General features: G+C 38.4%; 24 protein-coding genes. 19 read left to right on the top strand and 5 right to left on the bottom strand.

Annotated elements, in window-relative coordinates; genetic code table 11:
- Positions 1-99: 99 nt before the first annotated feature.
- Positions 100-963, bottom strand: a complete 864-nt coding sequence (locus tag JFL43_RS06780) for a VOC family protein (RefSeq protein ID WP_200748403.1) — start codon at positions 961-963, stop codon at positions 100-102.
- Between the two features lie 149 nt (positions 964-1112).
- Here JFL43_RS06780 and JFL43_RS06775 point away from each other — a divergent pair, with 149 nt between their 5' ends.
- The 6 genes from JFL43_RS06775 (at position 1113) to crcB (ending at position 6493) form a co-directional block, all read left to right on the top strand.
- Positions 1113-1418: a winged helix-turn-helix transcriptional regulator gene (locus tag JFL43_RS06775; protein WP_200748402.1), complete on the top strand. Its 306-nt coding sequence runs from the start codon at positions 1113-1115 to the stop codon at positions 1416-1418.
- 77 nt (positions 1419-1495) lie between these two features.
- A complete protein-coding gene (murB, locus tag JFL43_RS06770) occupies positions 1496-2419 on the top strand; it encodes a UDP-N-acetylmuramate dehydrogenase (protein ID WP_100795656.1) in 924 nt (307 codons plus the stop codon).
- A gap of 91 nt (positions 2420-2510) precedes the next feature.
- Positions 2511-3263: an exodeoxyribonuclease III gene (locus JFL43_RS06765; RefSeq protein WP_200748401.1), complete on the top strand. Its 753-nt coding sequence runs from the start codon at positions 2511-2513 to the stop codon at positions 3261-3263.
- Between the two features lie 115 nt (positions 3264-3378).
- Positions 3379-5754 (top strand): penicillin acylase family protein, encoded by a 2376-nt coding sequence (locus JFL43_RS06760; RefSeq protein ID WP_200748550.1) that lies wholly within the window; start codon positions 3379-3381, stop codon positions 5752-5754.
- Positions 5755-5774: 20 nt separating this feature from the next.
- Positions 5775-6146: a fluoride efflux transporter FluC gene (locus tag JFL43_RS06755; RefSeq protein WP_200748400.1), complete on the top strand. Its 372-nt coding sequence runs from the start codon at positions 5775-5777 to the stop codon at positions 6144-6146.
- Complete coding sequence (crcB, locus tag JFL43_RS06750) at positions 6143-6493, top strand: fluoride efflux transporter CrcB (protein WP_200748399.1); 351 nt, start codon at positions 6143-6145, stop codon at positions 6491-6493. The genes JFL43_RS06755 and crcB overlap by 4 nt, the downstream gene beginning before the upstream one ends.
- A 47-nt stretch (positions 6494-6540) precedes the next feature.
- Here the strand turns inward: crcB and JFL43_RS06745 are convergent, their stop codons facing one another.
- Positions 6541-7521, bottom strand: coding sequence for a P1 family peptidase (locus JFL43_RS06745; protein WP_200748398.1), 981 nt, complete (start codon positions 7519-7521; stop codon positions 6541-6543).
- Between the two features lie 174 nt (positions 7522-7695).
- On the opposite strand from JFL43_RS06745, the gene JFL43_RS06740 reads away from it, so the two are divergent.
- From JFL43_RS06740 to JFL43_RS06730, 3 genes are read left to right on the top strand one after another with little or no spacing between them, the layout of a single operon-like run.
- Positions 7696-8061, top strand: a complete 366-nt coding sequence (locus JFL43_RS06740) for an ArsR/SmtB family transcription factor (protein ID WP_100795663.1) — start codon at positions 7696-7698, stop codon at positions 8059-8061.
- A complete protein-coding gene (locus tag JFL43_RS06735) occupies positions 8021-10156 on the top strand; it encodes a heavy metal translocating P-type ATPase (RefSeq protein ID WP_234447652.1) in 2136 nt (711 codons plus the stop codon). Before JFL43_RS06740 ends, JFL43_RS06735 begins: the two co-directional genes overlap by 41 nt.
- Positions 10157-10185: 29 nt before the next feature.
- Entirely contained in the window at positions 10186-11295 is a 1110-nt protein-coding gene (locus JFL43_RS06730) for a GNAT family N-acetyltransferase (protein WP_100795665.1), read from the top strand.
- Positions 11296-11337: 42 nt separating this feature from the next.
- Here the strand turns inward: JFL43_RS06730 and JFL43_RS06725 are convergent, their stop codons facing one another.
- A complete protein-coding gene (locus tag JFL43_RS06725; RefSeq protein ID WP_198517855.1) occupies positions 11338-11493 on the bottom strand; it encodes a lmo0937 family membrane protein in 156 nt (51 codons plus the stop codon).
- A gap of 96 nt (positions 11494-11589) precedes the next feature.
- On the opposite strand from JFL43_RS06725, the gene JFL43_RS06720 reads away from it, so the two are divergent.
- The 8 genes from JFL43_RS06720 (at position 11590) to JFL43_RS06685 (ending at position 17466) form a co-directional block, all read left to right on the top strand.
- Positions 11590-11898: a late competence development ComFB family protein gene (locus JFL43_RS06720; protein WP_234447636.1), complete on the top strand. Its 309-nt coding sequence runs from the start codon at positions 11590-11592 to the stop codon at positions 11896-11898.
- Positions 11899-12003: 105 nt separating this feature from the next.
- Entirely contained in the window at positions 12004-12423 is a 420-nt protein-coding gene (gene mntR / locus JFL43_RS06715; protein WP_100795666.1) for a transcriptional regulator MntR, read from the top strand.
- A 26-nt stretch (positions 12424-12449) separates the two neighbouring features.
- Positions 12450-13310 carry a CvfB family protein gene (locus JFL43_RS06710; RefSeq protein WP_200748396.1) on the top strand — a complete coding sequence of 287 codons (861 nt, stop codon included), beginning with the start codon at positions 12450-12452 and terminating at the stop codon, positions 13308-13310.
- Between the two features lie 84 nt (positions 13311-13394).
- Positions 13395-13721, top strand: coding sequence for a hypothetical protein (locus JFL43_RS06705; RefSeq protein ID WP_200748395.1), 327 nt, complete (start codon positions 13395-13397; stop codon positions 13719-13721).
- A gap of 15 nt (positions 13722-13736) precedes the next feature.
- Positions 13737-14669 (top strand): DUF1002 domain-containing protein, encoded by a 933-nt coding sequence (locus JFL43_RS06700; RefSeq protein ID WP_200748394.1) that lies wholly within the window; start codon positions 13737-13739, stop codon positions 14667-14669.
- Positions 14670-15582: 913 nt separating this feature from the next.
- The gene (locus JFL43_RS06695) at positions 15583-16557 is read left to right on the top strand and encodes a ring-cleaving dioxygenase (RefSeq protein WP_200748393.1); all 975 of its coding nucleotides are present in this window, start codon (positions 15583-15585) and stop codon (positions 16555-16557) included.
- Positions 16558-16596: 39 nt separating this feature from the next.
- A complete protein-coding gene (locus tag JFL43_RS06690; protein WP_200748392.1) occupies positions 16597-16878 on the top strand; it encodes a GNAT family N-acetyltransferase in 282 nt (93 codons plus the stop codon).
- A gap of 138 nt (positions 16879-17016) precedes the next feature.
- Positions 17017-17466, top strand: a complete 450-nt coding sequence (locus JFL43_RS06685; protein WP_200748391.1) for a DUF4064 domain-containing protein — start codon at positions 17017-17019, stop codon at positions 17464-17466.
- 38 nt (positions 17467-17504) lie between these two features.
- Here JFL43_RS06685 and JFL43_RS06680 read toward each other — a convergent pair whose 3' ends face one another.
- Positions 17505-18110 (bottom strand): TetR/AcrR family transcriptional regulator, encoded by a 606-nt coding sequence (locus tag JFL43_RS06680; protein ID WP_200748390.1) that lies wholly within the window; start codon positions 18108-18110, stop codon positions 17505-17507.
- On the bottom strand, positions 18085-18831 hold the full coding sequence (locus JFL43_RS06675) for an SDR family NAD(P)-dependent oxidoreductase (protein WP_200748389.1): 747 nt from the start codon (positions 18829-18831) through the stop codon (positions 18085-18087). The genes JFL43_RS06680 and JFL43_RS06675 overlap by 26 nt, the downstream gene beginning before the upstream one ends.
- 476 nt (positions 18832-19307) lie before the next feature.
- Between JFL43_RS06675 and JFL43_RS06670 the strand changes: the two genes are divergently transcribed.
- Positions 19308-19751, top strand: a complete 444-nt coding sequence (locus JFL43_RS06670; protein ID WP_100795675.1) for a GNAT family N-acetyltransferase — start codon at positions 19308-19310, stop codon at positions 19749-19751.
- A 105-nt stretch (positions 19752-19856) separates the two neighbouring features.
- The gene (locus JFL43_RS06665; RefSeq protein WP_100795676.1) at positions 19857-20177 is read left to right on the top strand and encodes a hypothetical protein; all 321 of its coding nucleotides are present in this window, start codon (positions 19857-19859) and stop codon (positions 20175-20177) included.
- Positions 20178-20194 lie beyond the last annotated feature (17 nt).

The following is a 20194-nucleotide window of genomic DNA, read 5'->3' as shown; positions in this document are numbered from 1 at the left end:
AAAGTGTTGTTATTTAGTATATTTAGCATAATACAATATTATCTCGAAATAAAGAGTTTTGAATTAAAGATAATATATCCGTTATATTACAAATTAAATTTATGCTTGTGTATAGAAAATCATGTCGTTATTATTCAAATCTTTTACAAATAAATCCCCTTCAACTTCAGAGAATGAAACATTTTGAGCAAGTAAATTTTGCTTCAGTTTGTTTAGTTCATCTGTTGAAGAAAGAATGAGTGAGAAGCTCATTAAGCCTGTCGCAATTTTCGGTGGGAGCGGTGCGCCGACACCTTGCCAAATATTCGCAGCAATATGGTGATGGTAGCCACCAGCGGACATAAAGAAAGCTGAATCCATAAAGTTGGTCATTAAATCTAAGCCAACAGCTTCTAAATAGAAATGGCTTATTGCATCGTCTAAGTTAGTAACATTTAAATGTATATGGCCTAATATTGTACCTGTAGGAAAACCTATCCACGCACGTTCTGGATTGTACAAAGCCATAATGCCTTGAAAATCAATTGGTTCAGTTGCAGTATTCACTTGGCCATCTAGCTCAACTTGCCATTCATTTCTTGGTAAATCACGGTAAATTTCGATGCCATTGCCTTCTGAATCACTTAAATAGAATGCTTCGGAGTAAAGATGGTCGCCAGCTCCTGAAATAGGGGCACCAATTTCTAATAAATTCCCGATAACATGAGCCAAATCTTCACGGCTTGGTACTAAAATAGCAAAGTGAAAAAGACCTGTTGTACGTGATGGTCTCGGAACAACATCCTCCTCCGCAGTTAATATAAGAACTGGGGTAGTACTACCTGAACCAAAAATAATTTCTGTTGCGGATTCTTGAATAATAGTAAAGCCTAACAGTTTATAAAACGCTTTTTGATTTTCGAGAGATTGTACACGTAATTGTACATAGCCTAATGTCATTTTGGGATCTAATTTGAAAGTCAAAGTAGCTCCTCCTTCCAGTTTATTATTCAATACTTACTTTTCGTAACTAACTATATAAAAATAAATAAGTTACGTCAAGTAAATTAGTTACCGAAAGTTTACTTTTTTGAAAAACCTCGCTACAATAGCATATATAGAGGTGAATGGAAATGAAGGAAACAGGATTATGTCCTCGTTTAGCAAAATCAATGGATTTGATAGGTAAACGCTGGATGGGCTTGATTTTATATCAATTATTAGACGGGCCACAGCGTTTTAATGAAATTGAATCGGCATTGCCAATCAGTGGCCGACTTTTATCAGAACGTTTAAAAGAGCTTGAAAAAGAAGGTCTTGTTGAACGCCATGTGTATACTGAAGTACCTGTTCGAGTAGAATATACATTGACGGAAAAAGGCCAAGATTTAAAAGCTGCGATTGATGAGATTGAAAATTGGTCTAAAAAATGGCTTTAAGTGAAAATCACTTGTAAAAATGCCATTGTCTATTCATACTATGTAGGAATAGAAGTTTAGAAAGGAAAGGTCTTTCAATAATGAAACAACAATGGGCTACAAAATTATCTACTATAGTAAATCCAGCAAACGTAAAAATAGATGAACCATTAGAACAATATACAATGACAAAGCTTGGCGGTAGCGCCGACGTTTTTGTCATGCCTTCGACTGAAGACGAAGCAGCAGCAATCGTGAAATACGCATCTAGCAATGATATTCCGATTTTATTATTAGGAAATGGTTCGAATATGGTTGTACGCGATGGTGGCGTTCGAGGAATCGTCCTTAACTTTGCAATGCTTGATACAATTCGCATCGACGGCACAACTGTATATGCACAAGCAGGCGCATTGATCAAAGACGTTTCGAAAGAAGCAGCAGCAGAAACACTAACAGGTCTAGAATTCTCATGTGGTATCCCGGGTTCAATTGGCGGTGCAATGGCGATGAATGCAGGAGCATATGGTGGCGAAATTAACGACGTAATCGTACATTCAACGGTACTTACACTAACAGGTGAGAAGCTTGTCTTAAATAAAGAACAGCTTGAGCTGGGCTACCGTAGAAGTATTATCGCTAAAAATGGCTACTACGTATTATCATCTGAATTTGAATTGCAAAAAGGGAACCAAGAAGAAATCGATGCGAAAATCGCTGAACTAACATTTATGCGTGAATCGAAACAACCACTTGAATATCCTTCAGCAGGAAGTGTTTTCAAACGCCCTCCAGGTTACTTTGCCGGTAAACTAATTCAAGATAGTGAACTACAAGGTAAAGGTGTCGGAGGTGCAGAAGTTTCTACAAAACACGCTGGCTTCATCGTAAATAAGGGTGGCGCAACAGCTACTGATTACATCGACACAATTAAAATGGTGCAAGCAACTGTAAAAGAAAAATTCGGTATTGATTTAGAATTAGAAGTGAAAATTGTCGGAGACGAGCCCGCTAAAAATTGAGCAATGCGGACTTTTCCAAACTGAAAATTACAGATCACGCCTTTCGTATTACCATACGGAAGGCGTATTTACATTCAAAGGGGAATGCATTATGAAATTCATATCATGGAATGTTAACGGTATTCGAGCATGCTTGAAAAAGGGTTTTTTAGATTATTTCAATGATATGGATGCAGACTTTTTTAGCATCCAAGAATCAAAATGTCAAGATGGGCAAGTTGAGTTAGACTTGCCAGGTTATGAACAATATTGGAATTATGCAGAGCGTAAAGGCTACTCAGGTACAGCCATCTTCACAAAGCATACACCGCTATCTGTAAAATATGGTGTTGGTGATCAAGCATCACAAGATGAAGGTCGTATTATTACATTAGAATATGAAAATTTCTATTTAGTAAATGTTTACACACCAAATTCAAAACGTGATTTAACACGCCTTGATTATCGTATTGAATGGGAAGATAAATTACGCGACTACTTAATATCCTTAGACCAAGTAAAACCTATCGTTTATTGTGGTGATTTGAATGTTGCGCATGCAGAAATGGATATTAAAAATGCGAAAGCGAATATGGGTAACTCCGGCTTTACAGATGAAGAGCGTGGTCGCATGACGACATTGCTAGGCTCAGGATTTACTGATTCCTTCCGGTATTTATACCCAACCCAAACAGATACCTATACATGGTGGTCTTATATGAATAAAGTGAGAGAACGTAATATTGGTTGGCGTATCGATTATTTCATCGTATCAGACAGTTTGCAGGAGCAAATTAAAGATGCAGAAATACATACAAGTATACTTGGAAGCGATCATTGCCCAGTAGTATTGAACTTGAAATAATATACTCAATATGAAGAAACCACGCTTTTTGTCGAAAAAGCGTGGTTTTTTATTTTGTTAAAAAGGGAAAAACCTTTCGGTAACCGAATATAGTAGAAGTAAGGGGGGCGATATGATGGTCAAAGATAAAAAGCGTGGCCGAATATGGAAATGGCTTAGCTGGATCGTAGGAATTTTAGTGCTCATTGCATGTGCAGCACTTATTTTTGTCAACGTTTATATTGGTAAATCAAAGCCGCAAATAGATGGAGAAATGAACGTTGCGGTGTTAGATGAAAATGTAAAGGTCGTCCGAGATGACAAAGGGGTACCTCATGTCACGGCTGAGACAGACGCAGATCTATATAGAGCACAAGGTTTTGTACAAGCTCAGGATCGTTTATTCCAAATGGATTTAGCGAGGCGTCAAGCAAGTGGAAGACTAGCGGAAGTTGTTGGTGAGGCCGCAGTAAAGACGGATAAATTTTTCCGTACGTTTAGTTTACGTTCCGCAGCCGAAAAGTCTGAAGCGGGCTATTCAAAAGAGGCGAAGCAAGTACTGGACTGGTATGCAGAAGGTGTAAATGCTTTTATGGAACAAGCAAAGGAAGAAGGTACTTTATCGTATGAATTTCGATTGCTTGGCTATGAACCGGAGCCTTGGACGGCAATTGATTCTCTAACGATTGGTAAATACATGGCTTATGATTTAGGCGGTCACTGGGATATGCTAGCATTTAGACATTGGGCCTTAAATAATTTGCCAGAGGCAGAAGCGAAGGAATTATTTATAACTTATCCGGAAAAGGCGAAGTCAATTATTGCAGCAAATAAAGAAAATCCTGTAGAGGTTGCGGGGCAGTTCGATGCATCGCTCCTTCCACATGAATTTAATGGTAGTAATAACTGGGTTGTATCAGGCAGTAAAACTGCATCAGGTAAGCCTTTACTAGCGGATGACCCGCATTTAGGTCTGAGCACGCCATCTGTCTGGTACCAAATGCATTTGGAATCTCCAACTCAAAATGTGAGCGGAGTTATTTTCGCGGGAGTACCTGGCATTATTTTAGGTCATAACGAGAAAGTGGCATGGGGTGTGACGAATGTCGGACCGGATGTACAAGATTTATACATCGAAACACCAAACCCAAATAATGCAACTGAATTTAAATATGAAGGTAAATGGGAGAAGGCTATAGTACGCGATGAACCTATTAAAATTAAAGGTGCCAAAACAGTAGAATTTGAAGTAGTAGAAACGAGACATGGCCCGATTATTTCAGATTTAGCATTTAAAAAGGAAAAGTCGACAGCTGTTTTCTCTCTACAATGGACAGCTCTAGAACCAACATTGGAATTACAGGCGATTCTCAATATGAACCGTGCAGAAAATTGGGAGCAGTTTGAAACAGCTTTAGAAGATTTCCATTCACCAGCACAAAATTTCGTTTTTGCCGCAGAAGATGGCACAATTGCCTATAAAGCAAATGGTCGTATTCCAATTCGTAAAAAGGGTGATGGACAGCTACCAGTGCCCGGGGATTCAGCGGATTATGACTGGAAAGGTTATATTGATTACGACAAATTACCAAAAGTCGTGAACCCTGATGAAGGTTTTATTGCGACAGCTAATAATGAAGTAATTGGTAAAGAATATCCATATCATATTACGGACTTTTGGGCGCAGTCGTATCGCTATGAACGGATTTACGAAGTGCTAAAAAGCAAGAATAAGCTGACAGTAGAAGATATGCAAAACTTACAAATGGATCAGAAGGATTTATATGCAGACGAGTTTTTGAAAGATATGCTAGGCTCGGTAAAAACATTAGATAGCGAAAAGGATTATAGCGATATCGTGAAAATGATGGAGGATTGGGATCAAGTCGACTCTAAAGAATCGGGTGCCCCACTAGTTTTCAACTTGTGGATGATAAATATTCAGAAGGCACTGTTTGAAGATTCCCTACCTAAAGATGTCTATGAAATGATGCCAGGTAAATACAATATTACGGATGAAATAATGCGTCGAGCCTTTGCAGGAAAGCAAAGTCCATGGGTGACAAAAGCAGGTGGGATTGACCAACTCTTGTACAATTCCTTTAAAAAGACAATTAAAGATATTAAAGGTGAATACGGAAAAAACGCTGAGAAGTGGCAATGGGGAGACCATCATCAATTAACATTTGACCATCCACTATCCGCAGCTTCGCCAATTTTGGCGAAATTGCTAAATCCAAAGCCAGTACCTATTGGTGGCTCTAAATTTACAGTACAAGCAGCAGCTTCCGATAAAGATGGTAATGTAGACCACGGTGCATCATGGCGCTTTGTTGCAGATTTAAGCGATTTATCAAAAGGTTATCATATAGTTGGACCAGGGCAAAGTGGTCATATGAAGTCCAAGTGGTATCACGACCAAGTTGACGATTGGGCGAACGGGACGTATCATGAAACCATTATTACAGGTGATGTGCCAAATGGTAAGAAGTTACTATTAAAGGCGCAATAATACAGAAGGTGTTTTTGTAAATGATAGAAATAATAATCGTCGGTATTGGCGGTATAATGGGTGCTTTGCTTCGTTATGGTGTGATTATGACAGTGCCGACTGAATGGATGTTATGGGTTGTCAATGGTGCAGGGAGTGCGGCATTAGGTGTATTAAACGGGCTATTCGCTCGTTATAAAACCGCTAATTCGTGGCGACTCTTGTTAACAACAGGTTTGTTAGGAGCATTTACGACTTTCTCCACTTTTTCAGCTAGCTGGTTTGCACTTATGCAGACAAATGTATTGATGGCTATCTTATATGCAGTAATGATGACAGTCGTTTGTGTCGCTTTAGCTTCTTTCGGTTATTTATGTACAGTGCCGAAAGCAAAAATAGGTGAACGCTCATGACTTGGTTGTTAATTGCTGCAGGTGGTGGCCTTGGTGCTATGACCCGTTACGGTGTGGTGATGTGGATGAAGCGTAAGGACCAACCATACTTTATTGCCACATTTCTTGTGAATAGTATTGGTTCATTATTGATGGGGATGGCTTTACATTTAGGTGTAGAGAATACGTCATTATCGGCGTTTTTCACAATTGGATTTTTAGGTGCATTCACAACATTCTCCACATTTGCTTTTGATGTTGTGAAATTGATAGAGGAACGTGACTTCCGTGCAGTGCTACTGTATCCGTTACTCACGCTATTTGCAGGTATTATTTTAGTAACGCTCGGTTGGCAAATATTCGCTTAATACGAAAAGAAGCTTAGGCTTAAATGCCAAGCTTCTTTTTTTACGTCTTAGAATTGTCCCTTGTTAATAATACGCCCTTGCCGTCCGACTGTCGTTTCTGCATGTAGTAAAGATTGATAAATGGATTCTTCTGTTGCTTCAATAACTGCTTGGAAGAGGTTATTCATAACGTCTGTATCATCGCGCAGTGTCTTTTGCTCTGTAACTAAGGAATCTAATGTGTGAGGAATTGTATATGCATTAGAAAAGGCAATAATTATATCACCACTTCCATTATGGATGTGAGTACCTGTTCTTCCTAAACCAATGGCGGCACGTTTAGCAAGGCGCTTAAGCTGACGTTCATTTACAGGTGCATTTGTAGCGACTACGATAATGACTGAACCGTCTGGCTTATCGAGTTGTTGTTGCTGCCAATTTGCAAATTTGCATTCATGTGCATTCCCGAAGTTCGTCAAAGATAATACACCAACCGTATAAGGATGATCGTCGTTTTCAACAATTCTTGAAGAGGAGCCGATTCCTCCTTTAACGCCGTAGCAAATCATACCTTTACCAGCACCTACTGAACCTTGATGAACAGGACCATTCTTGGCATTTTGTATCGCATTTTGTGCATGCTCTGGTCTAACTGCCAATAAGCGCATACTGTTTAAGTGGCTATCATTGCATTCCCCAACAACAATATTAAGTGAACTGGTAGAGTCCCCGATAGACGGATTTTCTTTTAACATATATTGTAATGTTCCTTCTAAAACTGCGGCAACGCTAAATGTGTTAGTCAACATGATTGGAGATTCTAATAAGCCTAATTCTTCTATTTGAATAAGACCAACTGTTTTACCAAAGCCGTTCAATACAAAGCTTGCAGCGGGTACCTTTTGCTCGAACGGATTTTGGTTATGAGGCAGAATAGCTGTGACACCAGTGCAAATTGTGTCTTCTTCATTTACTTTTTTATGTAATGTTACATGCCCCACTTGTACATTTGGGACGTCTGTTATCGCATTCCATCGGCCTGTATTCATAATTGATCGCTCCTTATGTGGTTTTTAATAATTGTAATGAATATTCAGATAATAAACAACGCAGGAGAAAATTTAAAATTTTAGTGAACATTCAAACAATCATTTGAATAAAATATGTAAAAAATGTATACTAGCATTAACAATCAAACCGATATTTGAATGAGGAGGTATATGATGGCGAAAGATATATGTGAAGTAACGAAAGTACATGAGGAAGCTGTAGAAAGGGTACAGAGTCAATTGCCTGAGCTACAAAAGTTAGCGCAATTTTTTAAAGCATTTTCAGATGAAACACGCTTGAAGATTTTATATGCATTAACGATTGAAAAATCATTATGTGTTTGTGATGTAGCGGCTATTATTGGCTCGTCGTCCGCTACAGCTTCGCATCATTTACGTTATTTACGTGATAACGCTTTAGCGAAGTCACATCGTAAAGGAAAACTAATTTATTATGAACTAGCAGATGATCATGTTGAACAGCTCGTTAAAATTGCTTATGAACATTCGAAAGAAGGGGACTGCATTGAAGAAAACTGAACAACAGGAATATCGATTACAAAATCTATCTTGTGCAAATTGTGCTCGTAAATTTGAAAAGAATATTCAAGACATCCCGACTGTGGACGGTGTACAGTTGAATTTTGGCGCAGCAAAGCTCACAGTTGTCGGTGAAGCATCACTTGAACAGCTGGAAGAAGCAGGTGCTTTTGATGGCATAAAAGTAAAACGTGCTGATGATAGAACACGAGAGGAACATACACCTTTTTATAAAAAGAAGGAAAATGTTTTAGCAGGTATTTCATTAATATTTGTTTTAGCAGGTTATATAGTTGCATCATTTAAAGGTGATGAACATCTACTGACAATTGGGCTGTTTCTAGCGGCAATTGTGATTGGCGGCTATGATATATTCAAAGCAGGGTTTAAAAACGTAGTTCGTTTTGAATTTGATATGAAAACGTTAATGACCATTGCAATTATTGGGGCGGCTATTATAGGTGAGTGGAAAGAAGGAGCGGTTGTTGTCTTTCTATTTGCAGTGAGCGAAGCATTAGAAGCGTATTCGATGAATAAAGCGAGACAGTCGATTAGAAGTTTAATGGATATTGCACCTGCAACTGCAACAGTACGTAGAGGCAATCAATTATTAGAACTTGCAACAGAGGATATTCAAATTGGTGATATATTAATCGTTAAGCCTGGTCAAAAAATCGCCATGGACGGTGAAGTGCAAAGTGGCATTTCAACTGTTAATCAAGCACCCATTACAGGTGAATCAATTCCAGTGAAAAAGGAAATGGGCGATGAAGTATTTGCAGGCACATTAAATGAAGAAGGCGCCCTAGAAATCATTGTAACAAAACATGTAAAGGATACAACAATTGCGAAAATTGTTCATTTAGTAGAAGAGGCACAGGCAGAAAAAGCACCATCTCAAAAATTTGTTGATCGATTTGCAAAGTATTACACACCAGCGATTATTTTAATTGCAATAGTAGTTGCGGTTGTACCGCCATTATTTTTGGGAGACTGGAATCACTGGATTTACCAAGGGTTGGCAGTTTTAGTAGTAGGTTGCCCATGTGCACTTGTCATTTCAACACCAGTTGCCATCGTCACAGCAATTGGGAACGCAGCAAGACAAGGTGTACTGATAAAAGGTGGAGTCCATCTTGAACAGCTTGGTCGTATAAAAGCAATTGCGTTTGATAAAACAGGTACATTAACGAACGGGATTCCAGAAGTGACAGATGTATTAGTAGCGGATGGTGTAACAGAAGAGACAGTGATTCGTTTAGTAGCTGCAGTGGAGCAATCATCTCAGCACCCTCTAGCTCGAGCAATTTTACAATATGCAAAAGAACAAACAGTGCAACTAGCTATTGCTGAACAATTCCAATCGGTAACAGGTAAAGGGGCTTATGCAGAAGTTGAAGGAGCCCACATCGCAGTAGGTAGTTTACAATGGATTCAAGAAACAGTAAGCGTTCCTGAAGCTATGCAAGCTACTATTAACCATCTACAGAATGAAGGGAAATCTGTTATCGCTGCAATGTCTGGGGGAACTTTCCTTGGTTGTATCGCAATTGCAGATAAAGTTCGTAGTAATAGTGCTAGTGTAATCCAAGAGTTAGGTGCTAATGGCGTTAAACATACGGTTATGTTAACAGGTGATGCGGAGCCGACAGCAAGAGCTATTGCGCAGGAACTCCAGTTAACGGATATTCGCGCAGGATTATTACCTGAAGACAAATTACAAGCAATGAAAGAGTTGCAATCACAGTATGGTTCTGTTGCTATGATTGGAGACGGTATTAATGACGCACCTGCTTTAGCTACAGCTACAGTCGGTATTGCTATGGGTGGAGCCGGTACAGATACCGCTTTAGAGACAGCAGATGTAGCATTAATGGCGGATGACCTAGAAAAATTGCCTTATACGATAAGACTTAGTCGAAAAACGTTGCGAATTGTTAAAGAAAACATTATGTTTGCATTAGGGTTAAAAATGATAGCGTTATTGCTGATCATCCCAGGATGGCTGACATTATGGATTGCCATTTTTGCAGATATGGGTGCAACCTTATTAGTAGTATTAAATTCGTTACGTTTAATGCGCGTACAAAAATAATTGTATTGCGTAATCGGAGGTCGAGTATTGTGAAACTAATAGAGTGGACAATGGAAGAACAGGAACAGTTAATTCATTTTATGACGAGGAATGCTTGGCCATATCATGTCAATTCACATCCAGGTCGTGAACTAATTGAAAAAGCGATTGATGAAGGTGGATATGAATCGGATGAAGTGAAGACGTTCTGGTTAGAGAGCGATGAAGGCGAAAAGGTAGGTATGGTGAAAATCTATGATCTACACGATGAAATACCCCTTTTCGACTTAAGGATCGCGGAAAAATGGCGTGGGTTAGGACATGGTACAGTTGCATTAAAGCTTGTATCAGATTATGTCTTCCGTATGCCTGAAAAGAAGATTCGTCTTGAAGGGCATACAAGACAAGATAATTTCCCAATGCGAAAAACATTTGAACGTGCTGGATTCTTAAAAGAGGCACATTTAAGACAAGCTTGGTTCGTACCAAAAGAGTATGCGTACTATGATGCGGTCACATATGGTATCACGCGCGAAGACTTTTTAGAAGGCAAAACAACGCCAGTTAGTTGGGACGACGAAAAAGTAAAAGAGGAAGTACGTTTCGTGAAAAATTGGGAATTCGCTAATACGTTTGATTCTGAAAGATTGATTATTCGTATGCCACATATGGAAGATGCGGAAGCTGTCTGGGACGCGATTATGCAATCAGCGGATTCGTTAAAACCATATATGCCATGGGCACAAACATTGCCTAAATCTGAGGAAACAAGAGAAAATATTCGTCAAGCCATTGCTGATTTCATGGCAAGAAAAGATTTGAGATTGCATATGTTTTTAAAAGAAACAGGCGAATTTATTGGAAGCTCTGGTTTACACAGAATCGATTGGGCTATTCCAAAGTTTGAAATTGGCTATTGGCTGGATGTGCGTCATGAAGGTAAAGGCTATATGACGGAAGCGGTTGAGCGAATTTCGCAATTTGCCTTTGAGGAATTACATGCAGCACGTATAGAAATTCGTTGTGATAGCGATAATATTCGTAGCAGAGCTGTTGCAGAACGTGCACAGTATGAGCTAGAAGGTATTTTTAGAAATGATTCACTGTCAGCCGATGGTAAGGCATTAAGAGATACTTGCATATACGCAAAAACACAATAAAAAATAAGGATGCCAATGCATGTGCGCATTGGCATCCAAATGTTATAATGACCTTTTTCTAGTCATCAGTTGAACGAAGAACACAATACCTGCAATAACTAAAATAATGTGGATAAGGCCGCCACCAATTTTAAAAAGTAAGCCTAGCAGCCAAAAAGCGATTAGAATACAGATAATCCACCATAGCAGTTTTCCCATCAGGAACACCCTTTCTGTCGATATGTATAAACTATCCCCCATTGTGAAGAAATTAAACATAAAGGAACTGCTCTAAGTACTTGAAGGAGAGATAATATGACGGAAAAAATGAAACCCTCGACAGTTACAGAAGAAGCAAAATTGCTAAATGTAACCGAGGAAATCGTGCGTGGACTAGTGGCATTTAGTCTTCATGGTCCAGACTATCCAACATTTTGTCGCTGCCGAAAATGTGAATTAGATATTAATGCAATTACGTTAAATCATTTAGATAATCATTTTGTGACAACAAAAGAAGATCGTGAAAAAGCGTACGCTATTTTAAAAAAACCAGATAGCATTGCGCTAATTAATAAACATATCATACGTGCGATTCATATTGTTGGTCAAAAACCAGTCCATTAATGGGCAATCTTCAGTAATGAGAGTGCTCATTTACTGTTTTAGGTTACGTTTTATGAGTGCGTGTAGTAAACTATACAGTAGGATATGGAAAGAGAGGGACATGAGATGCCGACACCGAGTATGGAAGACCACATCGAACAAATTTATTTATTAATTGATCAAAAGGGCTATGCACGCGTATCGGATATCGCTGAAGCGTTGTCAGTTCTTCCTTCCTCTGTTACCAAAATGGTTCAGAAACTAGATAAAGATGGTTACTTAGTGTACGAACGTTATAGAGGCCTTATGTTGACAACTAAAGGCTCCAAGCTAGGCAAGCGTTTAGTAGAACGACATGATTTACTAGAACAGTTTTTAAGACTTATTGGTGTAGACGAAGAACGAATTTACAATGACGTAGAAGGAATCGAGCATCATCTGAGCTGGAACTCCATAGACCGCATTGCAGATCTAATACAAGTAATGGAAGAAAATCCTACATTTATTCATAAACTTGAAGAGTTAAAAGCTCAACAAAGTGAATGATACGTCATATGAAGGGAGCTAGAAGTATGGCAGAATTACAATCAGGCGATATCGTTAAATTATTCGTGAAAGAAAAACAGGAATCCAAGTATATTCTTACTAATGATCATGTTGATGTTCCACTTAATAGTTCGGAAGTAACGGAGCTTTTAGAAGTGAACAGCAAAATTGAGGTATTTTTATATGCTGACCGTAGAGGAAATCTTTCCGCTACTACAGCTATTCCTCATATCAATAAAGACGACTACGGTTGGGCACGCGTATTGCATGTAAAAGACCGTGATGGTGCTTATGTTGATATCGGAACATCAAGAGAAGTACTAGTTCCAGCAGAAGATTTACCGAAGCTTAAACCACTATGGCCAGAGCCAGGTAATCATTTATTCATCACATTACGTACAGACCGTGACGGTGGGTTATTCGGACGCCTTGCTACAGAGGAAAAAGTATTGGAAATGTATGAAGATGCAGAACCAGAACTTTTTAACCAAAATATCATCGCTCGTCCATATCGTTTATTACCAGTTGGGACATTCCTAATTGGCGTAGATGCCCCGTATCGTATTTTCGTACACGAATCAGAACGCGTTGCAGAACCACGTCTAGGTGCAGACATTTCAGTACGTGTTATTGAAGTGAAAGAAGACGGTACGATTAACGCCTCTATGTTACCGCGAAAATATGAACGTCTATCGGATGATGCTGAGAAAATTGCTACTTACTTACAAGAAATTGGCGGCAAGATGCCTTTCAGTGATAAATCGTCACCAGAAGAAATTAAAGAGATGTTCCATATGAGTAAAGCTGCATTTAAGCGTGCTTTAGGGACATTGATGAAGGCTGGAAGAATTACACAAACAGACGGTTGGACAGAAATTAAAGAATAGCATTAACGGGGCAAAAGTAGAAAGTTACAACACTTTCAGAAACTTTTTGCTCCTTTTTTCGTAATAGTACATAGAGGTGAGAAAATGAGTAAAACAATAGTATGTGGCAATTGTCATCAGCAGATTAAAAAGAACGATGATTTAGTTACATCAGGTGGTTTATTGAAACTCGAACCGTTTTGTAGTAAATGCTATGCTACAAAGGAAAAATCCTTTGTGGGATTATTTTTCAATGAGCAACCGGTTAATAGTATAGGGAACATCGTTTTCATGGTCTTTATGATAGGCATGGCTAGTATAGCACCATTCCTTGATTGGGCTTGGGGATCACTATTGTTTGGATTACTCGCACTCATCACAATCATTGAAAGAGTTTACTCTTATTGCGTATATGAAAGACATGTAAATTAAGGAGGAAAAATAGGGATGAAAAAGAAATTTCTAGCCGTTTTAGCGGCCATGTGTATAGCAACTTCTGTTGTGACACCTTCGATTAGTTTTGCAAGTACTAATGATACATCAACAACAAAAGAGATTAATGAAAAATTAGGTGTCCCAATCGTCGTTTATGGAGGTAACCTATCTGCTGCTGAAAAAGACATAGTGAAGAAAGATTTAGATGTTGCAGGCGAAGCAGAAGTAGAAGAAATTACAGTAACCGGTGCCGATTTGATAAAGTATATTTCAGATGGCGATTCACGTGCTCGTATGTATTCTTCAGCAAAAATTACGCGTAAAGATGCCGGAGCTGGTTTAGTCATTAAAATCGTGACACCACAAAATATTACACAAGTAACTTCAGATATGTATTCAAATGCCATGTTGACAGCAGGTATTGAGGATGCTGTAGTAGAAGTAGCAGCTCCTAAAGCGGTAACAGGTCACTCAGCACTTGTAGGAATTTACAAAGCATATGAAGTGACAACAGGTGAAAAATTAGATACAGAACGTACTGACGTAGCGAATGAAGAACTATCAGTCGCAACAGACTTAGCACAAAAAGCAGGCGTTGACGATGAAAAAGTTAGCCAACTATTAACTGAAATTAAAAAGCAAATTGCTGAACAAAAACCTGCAACAAAAGAAGACGTTGAAAAAATTGTTAACGAACAACTAAGCAAATTAGAAATTAACTTAAGCGATAAAGACCGCCAACTGTTAATCGATTTGATGAATAAAATCAGCAAATTAGATATCGACTTCAGCAAATGGGGAAATCAACTAGAAGACTTAAGCAGCTCACTGAAAGATAAACTAGGAAGTATCTCAGAAGACATCAAAAGCGACACAGGCTTCTGGGCAAGCGTAAAAAACTTCTTCCAAAAAATAGCGGATGGAATTGGAAGTATTTTCAACTAGATGCTGAAGCGGCCCGTTTAGTTGTTATGACTGGGGCCCTAGCTTCTATGACTCAGGCGAGCTGTAATGACTCAAGCGCAATCTATGATGACTGAGAGCATAACTGTTATGACTGGAGCTCTAGCTTTTATGACTCAGGCGAGCTGTAATGACTCAAGCGCAAACTATGATGACTGAGAGTGTAACTGTTATGACTGGAGCTCCAGCTTCTATGACTCATCCGAGCTGTAATGACTCAAGCGCAAACTATGATGACTGAGAGCATATCTGTTATGACTGGTGCCCGAGCTTCTATGACTCAGCCGAGCTGTAATGACTCAACCGCAATCTATGATGACTGAGAGTGTAACTGTTAGGACTGGAGCTCCAGCTCTAAGACTCAGGCGAGCTGTACTGACTCAAGCGCAAACTAGGATGACTGAGAGCATATCTGTTATGACTGGTGCCCGAGCTTCTATGACTCAGCCGAGCTGTAATGACTCAACCGCAATCTATGATGACTGAGAGCATAACTGTTATGACTGGAGCTCTAGCTTCTATGACTCATCCGAGCTGTAATGACTCAAGCACAAACTATGATGACTGAGGGCGCAACTGTTATGACTGGAGCTCTAGCTTCTATGACTCATCCGAGCTGTAATGACTCAAGCACAAACTATGATGACTGAGGGCCGCATTGTTATGATACGAATCGAACCTACTCTAACCCAGAGTAGGTATTTTTATTGAAAAAAAGAGCATAGATCATCGATTAACGAGCATAGTAATCAAGATTTCGAGGGTAGAATAGCAGCACTTAAAATAGCCAAAGCAGCGCAATTGCATTCGAAAGCGATGATAATATGAAAATAATAAATTATTTTGAATCCGAGATATATTCGAAGTGATTTTTATATAATAGGAGGCATTTACGATGTCATTACATTTAGCAGGTATCCACCACGTTTCAGCAATTACAGCTAATGCAGAAAAAAATCATCATTTTTTCACAAAAATTCTAGGCATGCGCCTTGTAAAAAAAACAGTTAACCAAGATAATACTTCTTCATATCATTTATTTTACGCTGATGCAGTAGGAACACCGGGTTCTGATATGACTTATTTTGATATTCCAATGGCAGGTCCCACATCTCCAGGAGTATCTAGTATTAGTAACACCTCTTTCCGCATAAAATCAGAGGAGGCGCTACAATATTGGATTAAGCGCTTTGACGAATTAGAAGTAGAGCATGGTGAGACTTTGGATCGCTTCGGTCGACAAACGTTAACCTTCCAAGATTTCGAAGGTTCACGTTTAATGTTAGTTGTAGATGATGGAAAAGGAGTACCTTATGGAGAAGCTTGGGTGGGTTCAGATGTACCAGCAGAATTTGCAATTGTCGGTTTAGGACCAGTGACATTAACAGTCCATAAGGAAGCACCCACTGGGACAGTATTAACGCAAGTTTTGGGCTTTGAAAAAGCGGGTAGTTATTCATCCTTGGTACCAAATATGCCGGACATCACCGTTTATACAACAGGTGAAGGTGGTCCTGGTGCTGAAGTGCATATTGAAGAACGTTCAGACCTTCCGAGAGAACGTCCAGGAAGAGGGAGTGTACACCATGTAGCTTTCCGTGTTAATACGTATGAAGAATACGATTTATGGGAAGGGAAATTACGTGAACTAGGTTTCCAAACTTCAGGTAAAGTGGATCGTTTCTATTTCCGTTCCATTTACTTCCGTGAACCAAATGGCATTTTATATGAACTAGCAACAGATGAACCGGGTTTCACATCAGATGAGCCGCTTGAAACTTTAGGCGAAGAATTAGCATTACCACCATTTCTCGAGCCTCATCGTGAAAAAATTGAAACAAAGTTAAGACCATTAACTCTAATGGAATAATTTATGATAAACTATAGTTAAAAAAAGGATGTGTGTCATATGGAATTTCAATTAAGCAACCGTGGCAACGAAGAATCAGCATTTGAATACAAAGAAAACGATGAAGTATTAGCTGAAATTATTTGGACGAAATTAGGCGATATTATGGTTGTTGAACATACATTTGTATCAGAGAAATTACGTGGACAAGGTGTAGCAAAACAGTTGCTAGATCGTACAGCTGACTATGCTAGAGAGAAAGGCTTCAAAATTGAAGCAGTTTGTTCATATGTAGTAGCAGCTTTCGAAAAATCAAATGCATATGATGACATTAAAGCATAATCTTTTTAATAAAATTAAATAGTCCTTTTAGCAAAATAGCTCACTATATTTGTAGTGGGCTATTTTTTACAAAAAAATGAAACTAAATAGAAGGGTAATCCGTATAGTAAGAAGAAATGATAATGAAGAGGTGATTAGATGAAGAGAACTGGGGAAATGGCTTTAGGTATTATTGGTTCCATTTTTAACGTATTGGTAATTATTTTAATTTCTATAATGATGATGTTTATCTCAACTGCTGCAGAGGATACAACGTTTCAAGATGGGTTGAGAACAGAATTAGAGAATAACCCAACTCTAAGTGCAGAAGATTTAGATGTTTTAGTAGATGATATGCCGTATTATTTAAATGCATTTGGATGGGTTGGCATTATTGTGTTACTTGCATCAACTGTATTTGGTATTTTAGGTATCGTGTTTATCAAAAAAGATGGTAAACAAACAATGGCAGGCACGTTCTTTATATTGGCGGGTGTCTTTTCAGGGGTTATCTCAATAACTGCAATTCTATTCTATATTGCAGCTATTATGAGCTTTGTAAGAAAACCAAAAGTTGAAGAAATTGATACTTTTTATGTAAACGAATAAACGAAAAGAGCTCCCAGCTAATTGCTAGGAGCTCTTTTTTATTGTTGGAACAGTTTTCCTTCTACAATGCTAATAAGCGTATGGCGAATATCTTCAGGAATATCCTGGAGGTTAAGTGTTGGTTCGTAAATACGTTTATGCGTAAGCATTGCGAGAAAAGATCCAATTATTCCTACTTGAAAGAGAACAAGATCAAGCTTAGGTAGCTGACCTTTATCCATACGTGTTAACAATTCTTTATCAGCATTTGTTAGTTGATGAAGATGTCGAATATAGTTTTCGGATAGTTCAGGGTGTCTTGGAGACTCCGAGAAAATAATCGTATATTGTGGACGGTTATGGAAAACTGTTGAGATTAGTTGTTCAGTCCAAGCACCTAATAAATCTAAATTAGAAAGGGTAGAAAAATAGCTTACCTCTTGATCATGCGGACGTTCAGGCTCGACTGTTGCAAGTAACAGTGCCATCTTACCTTTGAAATGCTTATATAATGCGGCTTCTGAAACGCCTACTTTTTTAGCGATTTGAGCAGTAGATGTTGCAGCAAAACCTTGTCTATAAAAAAGGTCACGCGCTTCTACTATAATTTTGTGCTTTGTTATAGCACCTTTTGTTTGTTTATTTGAATGATGCGTATCCATCATCAAGCATGACCACACTTCCGTTAATAACATCTGCCTCTTCCAATGATAGCAGATAAACGGCATTGGCAATAGCTTCGGGTTGGATTAAATCCCCACGCATTTGGTTACTTTTTAATTTGTCAGTTAATCCAGCATCCTTAAAGCCTTGAACGATCGGGGTATCGACGGTTCCAGGGGCAACACCTACAACGCGAATGCCATATGGAGCTAATTCAAGAGCACCTGTTTGACACATCATACGTACGGCACCTTTAGATGCTTGGTATGCAAATGTATATTGATTTGAGAGATAACCAAATACCGAAGCTGTGTTGATAATAACACCTTTTACACCAAGGTCGCGCATTTTACGACCAGCTGCTAGCATGCCATAGAATACACCATTCTGGTTAACGCCAATGACGCGTTCATAATCTTCTACTGTATAATCTAGAAATGGAATAATTTTACCAATACCGGCGTTGTTAAAAACAACATCTAAAGAACCGTATAACTCAATAGATTTTTCTACCATTGCTTCTACTTGATCAAATTTAGAAACGTCTACTTTTACGAAAGTAGCTTCGCCATTTGCAGCTTTAATCATATCAACAGTTTCTTGGCCGCCTTTTTCATTGAAATCAGCTACAACTATTTTGTCACCTTTACGTGCAAATTTAACAGCTGTTGAACGACCAATACCGCTACCTGCACCTGTAATAACTACTACGCGTTCTGCCATAATAAAATCTCTCCCTTAATAAAATATAGAAAGTTAGTTAGTATTCACTTACTTAATTTAATATACTGTTTTGAAACTGTTTTCGCAAATGAAATGCTTTTATGAAGATAAAATTTACTTAGCTGTTTGGAGCAGAGGATTGTCGAAGAGCGCTTCAGAGGGCTATTAATTAGGAGCTTACAGAGTTGGAACTAATAAGACCTATGTTCTCCAACATTTTTAATTAAAAGAAGAGTAGAGTACTCTAAACGCTTTGAACGCATTATCTCAATGCAAGCTTAAGCTAAGAAAGGATTTGAAATATCCTTCGGTAAAATATATTCATGTGTAAAATGCCAATTTGCTTCTGTCACTTTTTGTACCGCTAGATTATTACTTTGCTGCATTGTACGAATCATCTTCAAAACTTCTCTAGTATTAATTGGTCGAAAAGGTATAGAATATGTGAAATAATAAATAATAAGGAGTGATAAATAATGGCATGGAAAGAACAAAAATTTGAAGACTTAACAACGATAGAGCTATACCGCATCTTACAATTACGTATTAATGTGTTTGTAGTTGAGCAAGAAGCTTATTATGCAGATTTGGATGATCATGATCAAAATTGTATACATTTGTCATATGAGAAGGATGGCAAACTAATTGCTTATGCACGTGTTGTTCCACCGGGAGAAAAATTCGAAATGGGCTCGTTTGGACGCGTAATCGTTTTACCAGAAGCACGAGGGACAGGTTTAGCACAAGAACTCTTAAAACGAGTAATGGCTATTTTAGAACGAGAATGGCCTGAAGCGGACTTGTTTATAGAAGCACAAGCTTATTTACAAAAGTTCTACGGTTCATTTGGATTTGAGGCTGTTTCTGAACCGTATATTATGGAATGTTTACCTCATATTAGTATGGTGTGTAAACGATAAAAATTGCATTTTCGCAAAGTTAACATAATTGTCATGTTTTGTTGTTTGGACATAGGGTATATAACATAGTATGATGAGAGAAAATATTGGAAGGAATGATGTTCAATGGCAAAAGGTAAATCTTTAGTGATCGCTGGTATCGCAGCAGGTGCATATGCATATTTCCGCAAAAAAGAAAACCGTGATAAAGCTGTAGTTGCATTTAATAATACGAAAGTGAAAGTCAATTCATTTATTGAAGCACAAAAACACAATCTTTCTGATTTAACTGAAGCAGGCCACCCGGACCCATATGATGAGGGTGACAGTAGAATGGTAGACGAAGGGGCGCTGACAAGCGTTCGATATTACAATGCAGAAGTGCAGGATGATGGACAAGATAATTCTTTCAACGATCCAGAACAACCTGTAGAAGATAAAGAATAATAAATTAGTAAAAGCCA

It is taken from the genome of Viridibacillus soli, assembly GCF_016612995.1.
GTDB lineage: Bacteria > Bacillota > Bacilli > Bacillales_A > Planococcaceae > Viridibacillus > Viridibacillus soli.
The sequence above is the reverse complement of the archived record's forward strand: the minus strand, read 5'-3'. Positions and strand labels throughout refer to the sequence as shown.